Annotated in this window: 11 protein-coding genes; 8 read left to right on the top strand and 3 right to left on the bottom strand. The window is 72.0% G+C overall.

Annotated elements, in window-relative coordinates:
- Positions 1 to 21: 21 nt before the first annotated feature.
- Positions 22 to 816, bottom strand: a complete 795-nt coding sequence (locus tag ACVDFE_RS21530) for a MerR family transcriptional regulator (RefSeq protein ID WP_360393545.1) — start codon at positions 814 to 816, stop codon at positions 22 to 24.
- Positions 817 to 894: 78 nt separating this feature from the next.
- Between ACVDFE_RS21530 and ACVDFE_RS21525 the strand changes: the two genes are divergently transcribed.
- The 3 genes from ACVDFE_RS21525 to ACVDFE_RS21515 all read left to right on the top strand — a co-directional run bounded on the left by ACVDFE_RS21525 (position 895) and on the right by ACVDFE_RS21515 (position 3,179).
- The gene (locus ACVDFE_RS21525) at positions 895 to 1,257 is read left to right on the top strand and encodes a nuclear transport factor 2 family protein (protein WP_458431608.1); all 363 of its coding nucleotides are present in this window, start codon (positions 895 to 897) and stop codon (positions 1,255 to 1,257) included.
- A 38-nt stretch (positions 1,258 to 1,295) separates the two neighbouring features.
- Positions 1,296 to 2,084, top strand: a complete 789-nt coding sequence (locus ACVDFE_RS21520; protein ID WP_458431607.1) for an SDR family oxidoreductase — start codon at positions 1,296 to 1,298, stop codon at positions 2,082 to 2,084.
- A gap of 78 nt (positions 2,085 to 2,162) precedes the next feature.
- Positions 2,163 to 3,179: an alpha/beta hydrolase gene (locus tag ACVDFE_RS21515; RefSeq protein WP_458431606.1), complete on the top strand. Its 1,017-nt coding sequence runs from the start codon at positions 2,163 to 2,165 to the stop codon at positions 3,177 to 3,179.
- Positions 3,180 to 3,206: 27 nt separating this feature from the next.
- On the opposite strand, the gene ACVDFE_RS21510 is transcribed toward ACVDFE_RS21515, so the two are convergent.
- Positions 3,207 to 3,425, bottom strand: a complete 219-nt coding sequence (locus ACVDFE_RS21510; protein ID WP_458431605.1) for a hypothetical protein — start codon at positions 3,423 to 3,425, stop codon at positions 3,207 to 3,209.
- Between the two features lie 659 nt (positions 3,426 to 4,084).
- Here ACVDFE_RS21510 and ACVDFE_RS21505 point away from each other — a divergent pair.
- The 5 genes from ACVDFE_RS21505 (at position 4,085) to ACVDFE_RS21485 (ending at position 11,098) form a co-directional block, all read left to right on the top strand.
- Complete coding sequence (locus ACVDFE_RS21505; protein ID WP_458431604.1) at positions 4,085 to 6,808, top strand: AAA family ATPase; 2,724 nt, start codon at positions 4,085 to 4,087, stop codon at positions 6,806 to 6,808.
- Between the two features lie 33 nt (positions 6,809 to 6,841).
- Positions 6,842 to 8,068, top strand: a complete 1,227-nt coding sequence (locus tag ACVDFE_RS21500) for a methyltransferase domain-containing protein (RefSeq protein ID WP_458431603.1) — start codon at positions 6,842 to 6,844, stop codon at positions 8,066 to 8,068.
- A gap of 2 nt (positions 8,069 to 8,070) precedes the next feature.
- A complete protein-coding gene (locus ACVDFE_RS21495; protein WP_458431602.1) occupies positions 8,071 to 9,042 on the top strand; it encodes an NAD-dependent epimerase/dehydratase family protein in 972 nt (323 codons plus the stop codon).
- Positions 9,043 to 9,117: 75 nt separating this feature from the next.
- On the top strand, positions 9,118 to 9,684 hold the full coding sequence (locus tag ACVDFE_RS21490; protein WP_458431601.1) for a dTDP-4-dehydrorhamnose 3,5-epimerase family protein: 567 nt from the start codon (positions 9,118 to 9,120) through the stop codon (positions 9,682 to 9,684).
- 19 nt (positions 9,685 to 9,703) lie between these two features.
- Positions 9,704 to 11,098, top strand: coding sequence for an NDP-hexose 2,3-dehydratase family protein (locus tag ACVDFE_RS21485; RefSeq protein WP_458431600.1), 1,395 nt, complete (start codon positions 9,704 to 9,706; stop codon positions 11,096 to 11,098).
- 30 nt (positions 11,099 to 11,128) lie between these two features.
- Here the strand turns inward: ACVDFE_RS21485 and ACVDFE_RS21480 are convergent, their stop codons facing one another.
- Positions 11,129 to 12,238 carry a DegT/DnrJ/EryC1/StrS family aminotransferase gene (locus tag ACVDFE_RS21480; protein ID WP_458431599.1) on the bottom strand — a complete coding sequence of 370 codons (1,110 nt, stop codon included), beginning with the start codon at positions 12,236 to 12,238 and terminating at the stop codon, positions 11,129 to 11,131.
- Positions 12,239 to 12,419: the final 181 nt, after the last annotated feature.

The raw sequence follows: 12,419 nt of genomic DNA, 5'->3' as shown, positions 1-12,419 counted from the left end.
CCTCCCACCGCGCCGGCCGCCTCAGGTGACGCGGAAGACGGGCCAGCCGATCTCGGTGCGCCACGCGGCGGGATCACCGGAGTCACGCGGGCCGACGGTGTAGACCTCCCGCACCGGCCCGGCCACCGACATCGCGTTCTCCACCACCCAGGCCCCGAGCTCGCCGTACGTGACGTCGGCGTTGTCGTGCTCGCCGACATGGGTGGTGACGGCCAGTTCCGCGGCCGGGAGAACCACGGGGTGCACGCGTCCGGTGCGGGGTGGTGCCGCAGTGGGCAGGTAGAGCAGCGCGTGACCGCGTTCCTGTTCGAACAGGGCGTTGTCGTAGCAACCGCCGGGAGGTCCGGTCGCGGCGGAGCCGACGGCCGCCTCCAGCTCGGCCATCGCGCCCGCGAACCAGGACGCGATGTCACGACCTGCGACCACGGCCTCCACCGCCGCGACCGTCCTGGCCGGCTCCGCACGCAGCTCGACGGCGATCGGCGCGGGATCGGGCCGGAGCAGGCGCCGCAGCGACACGACCGCGGCCCTGGTCCGGTCGAGCACGTCTTCGAGGCGCTGCAGGTGGTCCGCGACCAGTGCCGCCCGGACACCGGGGTCGGGGGTCCGCAGAATCCGCTGCACGTCGCTCAGGGGGACGTCGAGCTCGCGGAGCCGGTGGATCACCTGGGCGGTCGGGATCTGGTCGACGGCGTAGTAGCGGTAGCCGGTGCTCTCGTCCACCACGGCGGGCTCCAGCAGGGTCGCCTCGTGGTAGCGGCGCAGGGTCCGCACGCTCAGGTGGGTCAGACGCGAAAACTCCCCGATGGTCAGCACCCGTTCAGTGTGGACTCTCCCCCTGGGAGAGGGTCCACGGCTTGACCCTCCCGCGCCGTGAGGCGACACGGTGGGCTCATGACACAGCACACCGACCTCCCGTCCGACCTGCTCCCGGCCACCGTGCGCGAGTTCTTCGCCGCCCACGTCGCCCGCGACGCCGACACCGCCTCGTCGTTCCTCACCGAGGACGCGGTGATCGTCGACCAGGACGAGACCTTCCGCGGCCGGGAGGAGACCCACGCGTTCCTGCGGGACGCCGGGTCCGAGTTCGAGTACACGACCGAGCAGATCGGCGCTCACCGCGTCGACGGCAGCCACTGGGTGGTGACCGTCCGGATCGAGGGCACCTTCCCCGGTGGTGTCGCCGAGCTCGACTACCGGTTCGCGTTGCGGGACGACCTCGTCGCCGAACTCGTCATCGCCAACCACGCAGCCTGACCGCGCCCGCGTCACATCGATCTTCAGTGGAGAGACAAATGTCAAGTTCGGATCGCGACCGCCTCGACGGTCGCCGGGCGCTGGTCACCGGCGGTTCGAAGGGCTCGGGCAAGGCCGTCGCCGAGAGGTTGCGGGAGATGGGTGCGGACGTCTTCGTGACGGCGCGGACGATGCCCGACGGGTACGAGCACCCCGACCGGTTCATCGAAGCGGACACGACGACGGTCGAGGGCGCCGACGCCGTGGCCGCTCGGATCAGCGAGACCGGCGGCGCACTCGACATCCTGGTGCACGTCGTCGGAGGTGCGTCGACACCGGCCGGCGGGTTCGCGGTCATCACCGATGACCAGTGGCTCACCGAGCTGAACCTCAACTTCCTGGGAGCGGTGCGGCTCGATCGGGCGCTCCTCCCGGCGATGATCGAGTCCGGGTCGGGCGTGGTGCTGCACTTCACCTCGATCCAGCGCGAGCTGCCGCAGTACGACGCGTCCTTGGCTTACGCGGCAGCGAAAGCCGCGCTGCGCACGTACAGCAAGGGACTGGCCAACGAGCTCGCGCCGCGCGGCGTGCGGGTCAACGCCATCAGCCCCGGCGGGATCGAGACCGAAGCCTACGAACGGTTCGTGGACCGGATCGCCGAGGGCAACGGGATCACGCGGGAAGCAGCCAAGCAGACCATCTACGACTCCCTAGGAGGAGTACCGCTGGGACGGTTCGCGAACACCGAGGAGATCGCGGACCTGGTCGGGTTCCTGGTCTCGGACCGCGCCACGGCGATCGTGGGCGCCGAGTACGTGATCGACGGCGGGACCGTCCCGACCGTCTGAGCCGAAACCCCTTCCACCTCATCGACGACCTGTGACCGCGGCAGGCGGACATCCCGCCGCCTGCCGGTAGGAGAACCCATGACCACGCGGACAACGGAGCGGTCTTCCGGGCGGCCGGTCGGACCGCCGCCGCCCTTCGACCCGGAGCTCGCTCCCGTCGTCGAGGTGCTGAGCAGCCTGCGTCCTCCCGACGCGTACCGTCCGGACAACATCGCCGAGATGCGCGAGCCCGTTCCCGGGGTGGAGACCCCGACCGACGAGGTCCTCTCGCGCGGTGGCGCCTACAGCGTGCGGGAGCGGGTGGTGCCGGGACCGGACGGGGAGCCGGACATCTCGCTGCTGATCTGCCTCCCGGTGCACGCGGCGACCCCGACGCCGGCGATCTACCACGTCCACGGCGGCGGCATGATCGTCGGGGACAACCGGTTCGGCCTGGCCGAGATGCTGGACCTGGCCGAACCCATGGGCATGGCCGTGGTCTCGGTCGAGTACCGGCTCGCACCCGAGACACCCCATCCCGGTCCCGTCGAGGACTGCTACGCGGGCCTGGTGTGGGTGTCGGAGCACGCCCACGAGCTGAACATCGACCCCGGGCGCGTCGTCATCGGCGGTGCGAGCGCCGGCGGCGGCCTCGCGGCGGGTGTCACGCTGATGGCACGCGACCGCAACGGCCCGGCGGTCCTGGCTCAGCTGCTCCTGTCGCCGATGCTCGACGACCGCAACGACTCGCCCTCCGCGCGGCAGATGCGCAGCCTCGGCATCTGGGACAGCTCCTCGAACGAGACCGGGTGGAACGCGCTCCTCGGCGACGGCGTCCGCGGAGGACCGGACGTGTCCTCGTACGCCGCGCCTGCCCGCGCCGCGGACCTCTCCGGCCTGCCGCCCGCGTTCGTCGACGTCGGGTCGGCCGAGACGTTCCGGGACGAGGACGTCGCCCACGCGACCCGCATGTGGCAGGCGGGCTGCCACGTCGAGCTGCACGTCTGGCCCGGCGGGTTCCACGGGTTCGACGTCGTGGTGCCCCACGCCGTGCTCTCGCAGGACGCCATCGCCGCCCGAGCGGCGTGGCTGCGCCGTCAGCTGGCCTCCCGGTGAGGCGCTGAGCGGGACCGCTCGGGCGCGTCAGCGGCCGAGCGGTCCCAGGAGGCGTTCGAGCAGCACGTCCTCGTACTGCCGGTGGAGCCGCTGGCCGAACCCGCCTGGTGGTCCGAACTGGACGGTGACCGCCCCGTCGTCGTGGTGACGCGGGGAACGCCGGCCGACGACGACCTCGCCGAGCTGGTCGTGCCGGCGCCGTCCGGCAGGTGCTCGCCACGCCGTCCTATCGCGACAACGTGGCAACGTTGTCCAAGGCCTACCGGGTGATCAACGCATACCGGAAAAACCTCCGCAAGCGGAAGATTGTCGACGCAACCACGTGAACACGCCGTGGGTGCGCGGAAAATGGTCGGCCCCAGCGTCCACACCGGAGTCGACATATTCGGAGTTATGTCCGTTTCGCGGGAAGGATTCACCGTTCCGGCGGTGTATCGGTTACCCATGTCATTTGCCATGCACCGGCCCCGAGGCCACCTGTGGATCTTGGCCGTGGCCCGGACGCGCCGGGCGGCACCGGGGCGCCGCCCGGCGTGCGGCACTTCGGTGTCCCGTACCCGCCGCGGCGGCGTGACTACGGTTGCGACACGGATTCGATCAACACGATGATGTCCCGCCCAGGCTGTGCTACGGCATGCTCCGGAATCGCGCACCCGAGGTTCGGCAGACCGCGATTCGGCCGTACCGGTTAGCCCGTTCGCCGCCAATTGAGACGCGATCGGCCACATTCGGATTCGTGATTCCAATGGTTGCCAGGCGTGCCGCGAACACGTTTGGCCGCTGTTCTCGGGCGATGTCACCAAAGGCGCTGGACAAGCCGGGAAGCCGTGCTATAAAGCGTCCACTTGGGGTGAGCTGCAGCGGAAAGACCATCGGTGGCCATGTTGGAGGGAACTGGACGGTTGGTGCCGACAGACCATGGTGGTGCGCTTGCCGAGCTGGTCGGCCTGCTCGCGGAGTGCTCTGCGGGAACAGGCAGGCTCGCGCTGGTCAGTGGCGGCGTGGCCAGCGGGAAGACCGAGCTGCTGCAACGGTTCCAGCGGCACGCCGCCGCTTCGGGCGCGTTGTTGCTGACCGCGACCGGCGCGCCGGCCGAGCGTCCCCTGCAGGCGGGCGTCATCGACCAGTTGTTCCACGGCGCAGGTCTGCCGCCGGAAATAGCGGACCGCGTTTCCCACCTCATCACGCCGATTGCCGCGACCGTGACCGACCCCGGCGCGGACGTGCGGAGAATTCCTCATTCTTATGTGCGGCCCGTGCATGAACTGTGTCAAATTCTGCTCGAATTGTCGCGGGAAAGACCGGTCGTGCTGTGCGTGGACGACGTGCAATTCGCTGACAGTTCCTCGTTGCAGTTCATCCTCTACCTGAGGCGGCGGATGAGAGCAGGACGGGTGGTCGTCGTGCTCGCCGAGTGGCAGCAGCCGCAGCCGACGCTGCCGCTGTTCCACGCCGAGCTGACCCGGCGGCCGCACCACCGCATCCGGCTCGCTCCGCTGTCGGTGTGCGGGATCGCCGAGCTGCTGCGCGACCGGGTGCCCGATCCCGACGCGCTCGCGCCCGCCTGGCACGGCCTCAGCGGCGGCAACCCCATGCTGGTCCGGGCCATGGTCGAGGACTTCGAGGCAGGGCACGAGATCGGTCAGGACCAGGTCGGTCCCGCGTTCAAGCGCGCGGTGCTGGAGTGCCTGCACCGCTGGGAGGCGGGGCTCCTCGAGGTCGCGCGCGCCATCGCCGTGCTCGGCGAGGAGCGGACCCCGGTCCTGCTCGGCCGGCTGGCCGGCACCACGCCCGAGGCCGTCGAGCAGGCGGTCGACGTGCTCACCGCCGCCGGTCTGCTACTCGACGGCCGTTTCCGCCACCCCGGCGCGGGGCCGGCGGTCCTCGACAGCACGCCGGGTCCCGAACGGGTGCGGCTGCGCGCCCGTGCCGCCGAGCTGCTCTACCAGCGCGGTGCGGCGGCGGCCGTGGTGGCCGACCACCTCGTGGCCGCCGACCGGGTCGCGCCGGGCTGGCCGGTCTCCGTGCTGCGCATCGCCGCCGAACAGGCGCTCATGGGCGACGACGTGGCAGCGGCCGTGCGCTACCTGGAACCCGCGCTGCCCGTGGTCGAGCCGGACGAGCGGCTGGGCATCACCAGCGTCCTGGTGCGGGCGCTGTGGCGGGTCAACCCGGCCGCCGCCGTCGTGCACATGGAACCCCTGCACGAGGCGATGTGGGCCGGCCGGCTGCGCGGGCGCGACGCCATGACCGTCGTGCACCACGCGCTGTGGATCGGGGACGAGGCAACGGCCGTGCGCGCGCTCGCCGTGCTGAACCAGAACCCCGGCATGCTGGACGCGCAGAGCGCGGCCGAGCTGCGGATCGTCTGCCAGTGGTTCCACGGCCTCGACCCGGCGAGCGCCGTGGCCAGCGACGTGGTGGCCGACGCGGACCCGTGGGTGGCCGCCGCACAGGCCATCGGCACCTTCTGGACCGCCGAGTTCCACCCCGACGCCATCGCCAGCGCCGAGCACATCCTGCGCAGCTGCCGGCTCGGCGACATGTCGCTGGAGGTCGTGCTCACCGCCCTGCTGATCCTGGTGCACAGCGGCCACCCCGACCGGGCAGAGCGGTGGTGCGACCGGCTCACCGCCGAGGCCGTCCGCGGCGGCGCGGTGACCTGGCAGGCGGTCCTGGAGGTCGTCCGGGCCGACATCGCCCTGCGGCGCGGGGAGGTGGCGGTGGCCGCCGCACGCGCCGAGACCGCACTCGCCCTGCTGCCGCACCAGGGCTGGGGCCTGTCCATCGGCTACCCGCTGGCCGTGCTGCTGGAGGCCAACACCGCGCTGGGCCGGCATCACGTGATCGCCGAGGTGATGCGGCAGCGCGTGCCCGACGCCATGTTCGCCACCGCCGCCGGCCTGCGCTACCTGCACGCCCGCGGCAACGGCAACCTCGCCGTCGGGCGGGTGCTCGCCGCCATCAGCGACTTCCAGAACTGCGGCACCCGGATGCTCGCGTGGGGCCTCGACCTGCCGGTGCTCGCGCCGTGGCGCTGCGGCCTCGCCCAGGCCAACCTCACCCTCGGCCGACCGGAGGCGGCTCGCAAGCTGATCAGCGAGCAGATGCTGCTGCCGGCCGGCGACCGCCGCACCCGCGGTGCGGCGCTGCGGGTCCTCGCGGCCGCGGGCGAGCCCGCCGAGCGACCCGCGCTCCTGCGCGAGGCCGTACGGCACCTGCGGCGGGCAGGTGACCGGGTCGAGCTGGCCCGTGCCCTGTCCGACCTGGGTGACGCGCTCGACGCCCTGGGCCAGCACGCCGAGGCGCGCGAGCTGTCCCAGATCGCGGTGGCCGAGACCGGGGCGTCGTGCCCCGGCGCCCTGCCCCTCCCGGCCGGCTGGGAGGACGGCGACACCGGTGACGGGCGATCGGTCCTGAGCGACTCCGAGCTGCGGGTGGCCGAGCTCGCCGCGAAAGGCCACACGAACCGCGAGATCAGCGGAATCCTCTACATCACCGTCAGCACCGTCGAGCAACACCTCACCAGGGTCTACCGCAAGCTGGGCATGCGCAGCCGGGCGGACCTGCCGCGCCGCCTGTCCCAGCGGACCGGCGCCGGACCACGGGCCTTCGAAGCACGGGGGTGACCCGTGCCCCTCCCGAGTAGAAAGAACCCGCCAATGCCCAACCAGTCCACCTGCCGCGTCTGCGCAGGGACGGTCACCGAGTTCCTCGACCTCGGTCAGCAGCCGCTGTCCGACGCGTTCCGGCTGCCCGAGGAAACCTCCGTCGAGTTCACCTACCGCCTCGCCGTGGGCGCGTGCGCGGACTGCGCGATGGTGCAGCTGATGGAGGAGGTGCCCAGGGAGAAGATGTTCCACCAGGACTACCCCTACCTGTCGCAGGGGTCCGCGGTGATGCGCGAGCACTTCCGCGCGCTGGCCGAGCGGTTCCTGAGCACCGAGCTGGCGGGCGAGGACCCGCTCGTGGTCGAGCTGGGCTGCAACGACGGCACCATGCTGCGCACCGTCGCGGCGGCGGGCGTGCGGCACCTGGGCGTGGAACCGTCCGGCGCGGTCGCCGACCTGGCCGCCGAGGCGGGTGTGCGGGTCCGCAAGGACTTCTTCGAGGAGTCCACCGCGCTGTCCATCCGCGACCAGGACGGTCCGGCCGACCTCGTGTACGCGGCGAACACGTTCTGCCACATCCCTTACGCGGACTCGATCCTGCGCGGTGTCGTGGCGCTGCTCAAGCCCGGTGGGGCGTTCGTGTTCGAGGACCCCTACCTCGGTGACATCGTCGAGCAGACCTCGTTCGACCAGATCTACGACGAGCACTTCTTCCTGTTCAGCGCCACCTCCGTGGACGCCATGGCCCGCCGGCACGGCTTGGAGCTGGTCGACGTCGAACGCCTGCCGGTGCACGGCGGCGAGGTCCGCTACACCCTGGCCCTGCCCGGTGCGCGCACCCCGTCCGCGGCCGTCGCCGCCCTGCTCGCCGAGGAGCAAGCGCGCGGCCTGCACGACCGCGCCGTCCTCGACGGGTTCGGCGACCGGGTCCGGACGATCCGCACCGACCTCCTGGCGTTGCTGAACGAGCTGAAGGCGAAGGGCGAGCGGGTCGTCGGCTACGGCGCGACCGCCAAGAGCGCCACCGTCACGAACCTCTGCGGCATCGGACCGGACCTGGTCGAGTTCATCAGCGACACCACGCCCGCCAAGCAGCACCGGCTGGCGCCCGGCTCGGGCATCCCGGTGCGCCCGCCGGCCGCCTTCGCCGACCCCTACCCCGGCTACGCGCTGCTGTTCGCCTGGAACCACGCCGAGGAGATCATGGCCAAGGAGGAGGCGTTCCGCGAGGCGGGCGGCAAGTGGATCCTGTACGTGCCCGACGTCCACGTGGTGTGAGCGTGCCGGGAGAACTGGGCGGCGCTCTCGTCGCGGTGCTCGGCGGGTCGGGGTTCGTGGGTTCCGCGGTGTCCGCACGGCTGGCGGCGCGGGGCGCGCGGGTGCGGGTGGTGGCACGTGGTCCCGGCGTGCCGCCGTTCCCGGCCGAGGTCGTCGCGGCCGACCTGACCGAGCCCGGCGCGGTCGCCGCCGCGGTCGCGGGCGCGGACGTGGTGCTGCCGCTGGTGCTGTTCACCGGCGGCGGCACCTGGCGGGTCGCCGCCGGTGGCGCGGCCGACGCCGCCAGGGTCAACGTCGGCATCGTCGCCGAGGCCGTGGACGCGGCTCGTGGGACGGTCGTGTTCGCCGGCTCCACCTCGCAGGTCGGGCCAGGCGCGCCGGAGCGGATCGACGGCACCGAGACCGACCACCCCGAGTCGGAGTACGACCGGCAGAAGTGCGCCGCCGAACGGCTCGTGCTCGACGCGGGCGGCTGCTCCCTGCGGCTGCCCACCGTGTTCGGCCCCTCCCCCGGCTCTCCTGACCGGGGTGTGGTGACCGCGATGGCGCGGCGTGCGCTCGCGGGCGAGCCGCTGACCGTGTGGGGAGCCGGGGACGTGCGGCGCGACCTGGTGTTCGTGGAGGACGTCGCCGAGGCGTTCGCGGCGGCCGTGGCGCACGCCGACCGGCTGGCCGGACGGGCGTGGCTCGTCGGCTCGGGCACGGGCGTCCCGGTGCGGGCGCTGTTCGAGCTCGTCGCCGCCACCGTCGCGGAACACACCGGTCGCCCGGCCGTGCCGGTGCTGTCGGTGCCACCACCGCCGTACGCCACCGCGTCGGACTTCCACAGCCTCGTGGCCGACCCGGCCGGTCTCACCCTCGCCACCGGGTGGCGGGCCCGGGTTCCCCTCGCCGACGCGGTGTCGAGGACCGTCGCCCACCTGATTCAGTCCTCAGTGGACGGTCTGCGGCCGGACACCCCTAACCGCGGATAGGGGTTCCCCTAAGCTGGTTGACCACGCGGTTCGGGCCGCTGCACGCTGATCACCGTCCTGAGACGGAGGTCGTCGATGAAAGCCCGCGCACTCTCTGTCGGCGGGGCCTGGGAGTTCGAGCCCGAGGTGTTCCCGGACGACCGCGGCCTGTTCGTCTCCCCGTTCCAGCACGACGTGTTCGCCGAGGCGGTCGGCGCGCCGCTGTTCGCCGTGGCCCAGGCCAGCGCCAGCGTGTCACGCCGCGGGGTCGCCCGCGGCGTGCACTACGCCCGCACGGCACCGGGGTGCGCGAAGTACGTGACCTGTTCCCGCGGGCGGGTGCTGGACATCGTGGTGGACCTGCGGGTCGGCTCGCCGACGTTCGGCGAGTGGGACTCCGTCGAGCTGGCGGGCGACGGCTTCCGCGCCGTCTACCTCCCGCCAGGGCTCGGCCACGCGTTCATCGCCCTCGACGACCACTCCACCGTGCACTACCTGCTGTCCCGCGGCTACGAACCCGCGGACGAGCTGGCGGTGTCCATCGTGGACCCGGACCTGGCACTGCCCGTTCCGGCCGACGTCGTGCTGTCCGAACGCGACCGCGCCGCACCGGGCCTGGCCCTCGCGCGGGACACCGGACTGCTGCCGGTCCACGCCACCTGAGCAGAGGAGAGCACCCCAGGTGACCGCACCCACCCGCCGTCCTGCCCGGACGCGCCTGGCCGAGTCGATGCTCGCCGCGCGTGACGCCGACGCCGTGCACGCCTGGCTCGCCCGCACCGCGGAGCACAGCTGGATGAACGTCGAGCGCGTGCCGCTGGACGACCTCGCCGGCTGGCTCACCGAACCGGGCACCGGCAACCTGCGCCACCACACCGGCCGGTTCTTCAGCGTCGAGTCGCTCGCCGTCGACCTGCCCGGCGCGCTCGTGCCGCACTGGTCGCAGCCGATCATCAACCAGCCGGAGATCGGCATCCTCGGCATCCTCGTGCGGGAGGTCGACGGCGTGCTGCACTGCCTGATGCAGGCCAAGCACGAACCGGGCAACGCCAACGGCCTGCAGCTGTCGCCGACCGTGCAGGCCACCCGCAGCAACTACACCCGCGTGCACCAGGGCAAGCCCATCCCCTACCTGGAGCACTTCCGCGACACCTCCGGCCACCACGTCCTGGTGGACATCCGGCAGTCAGAGCAGGGCGCGTGGTTCTACCGCAAGCGCAACCGCAACATGGTCGTCGAGGTCGACGGCGACGTCGAGGTGCGTGAGGGGTTCCGCTGGTTCACCCTCGGCGAGATCGCCGGCCTGATGACCGTGCCGGACCTGGTGAACATGGACGCCCGCACGGTGCTGGCCTGCCTGCCCGGCGGCGGCGCGGCACTGGCCGCGGCGGCCACCGACCCGTTCAGCGAAGCCCTGGTCCGGTCGGGAGACCCGGCCACGCCCGGCGTGCACACCACCGGAGAGGTGCTGAGCTGGATCACCGAGGTCCGCACCCGCACCGACCTGCGGGTCGCCCTCGGCCCGCTGGCCGGGTTGCCGGACTGGACTCGTGAGAACGGCGTCATCGCGCACCGCAGCGGCGGGTTCTTCACCGTCGTGGGCGTGGACGTGCGGGCCGGCGGGCGTGAGGTCGGAGCGTGGTCCCAGCCGATGATCGAACCGGTCGGCACGGGGGTGATCGCGTTCCTGGTCAAGGAGATCGGCGGTGTGCTGCACGTGCTCACCCACGCGCGCACCGAACCCGGCTACGCCGACGTGACCGAGCTGGCGCCCACCGTGCAGTGCGTGCCAGAGGCGCACGACCACCTGCCGGCGCGGCCCCGGTTCCTCGACGAGGTGCTCGGCTCGACCAAGATCCGCTTCGACGCCGTGCTGTCCGAGGAGGGCGGCCGGTTCCTCGGCGCCCGCAACCGGTACCTGGTCGTGGAGACCGACGCCGAGGTCGCGCGGGACGACCCCGAGTACCGGTGGCTGACCCTGCACCAGTACGAGGAGCTGCTGCGGCACAGCTTCTACGTCAACATCCAGGCCCGCAGCCTGCTGCTGTGCCTGCGCAGCCTCCTCCCGCGCGGGTGAGGCGGGCGGTGCCGCCCGCCACCGGCCCGGTCAGAGCGTCGCCAGCACCTGCTTGAGCGCGTCCACCACGTGCTCCTGCGTGTCCTGGGGCAGCGACGGGTACATCGGCAGCGAGAAGATCTCGCCGGCCACCCGCTCGGTCACCGGCAGGCTGCCCTCGGCGTAGCCCAGGTGTGCGAACCCGGTCATGGTGTGCACCGGCCACGGGTAGCTGATGTTCAGGTGGACGTCGTGCGCCTTCAGGCGTTCCAGGATGTCGTCGCGCCGCGGGTGGCGCACCACGTGGACGTAGTACGAGTGCGTGTTGCCCGGCGCGGTCGACGGCAGCACCAGGTCGGTGTCCGCCAACGCTTCCGCGTACCGCGCGGCCACCGCCTGCCGCGCCGCCACGTAGTCGTCCAGGCGGACGAGCTTGCGGCGCAGGATCTCCGCCTGCACCTCGTCGAGCCGGCAGTTGTGGCCGGGCGTCTCCACGACGTAGTAGGTCTTCTCCATGCCGTAGTACCGGTGGCGGCGCAGGTTCGCGTCCACCTCCGGGTTGTTCGTGATCGTCGCGCCGCCGTCGCCGTAGGCGCCGAGCACCTTGGTGGGGTAGAAGGAGAACGCGGCGGCGTCGCCCATCGACCCGGCCACCCGGCCGTGGTGGCGCGCGCCGTGCGCCTGGGCGCAGTCCTCCAGCACCAGCAGGCCGTGCTGCCGTGCGAGCTCCTGCAACGGTTCCATGTCCACGCACTGGCCGTACAGGTGCACCGGCAGCAGGACCTTGGTGCGCGGCGTGATCACCGAAGCCACCTGGGCGACGTCCATCAGGTAGGTGTCCGGGTCCACGTCGACGAACACCGGTGCGGCGCCGACGGCGTCGATCGCCAGCACGGTCGGCGCGGCGGTGTTGGACACCGTGACGACCTCGTCGCCGCGGCCGACGCCGAGCGCCTGGAGCGCCAGGCGGAGGGCGTTCGTGCCGTTGTCCACGCCGACGCAGTGGGCGACGCCGTGGTAGGCCGCGAACTCCGCCTCGAAGGACGACACGCTCGGCCCGAGGACGAGCCTGCCGGAGGAGAACACGGTCTCGACCGCGTCGAGTATGTCCTTGCGCTCCATTTCGTATTCGCGCGAGTAGTCCCAGACGAGCGTGGCCATCGGCAGCCCTTTCGCTGTGGTCGGCTTCCCGGCCAGCCTAGGTCTGGCCCCCGGCTAGGGGGTAACCCCTAATCTGCAGGTCAGGGTGGCTGGAACCGACCCCCTGGAGGCAACCGGCGACCCGCTCGTCCATGGCCGGGGAACAGGAGTGATAGGGGTGTCCAGGCCGCTTCCGGTCGCT

The sequence above is a fragment of the Lentzea chajnantorensis genome, assembly GCF_054300775.1.
Note: the sequence above shows the minus strand (reverse complement) of the source record. Positions and strands in the feature narration are given on the sequence as shown.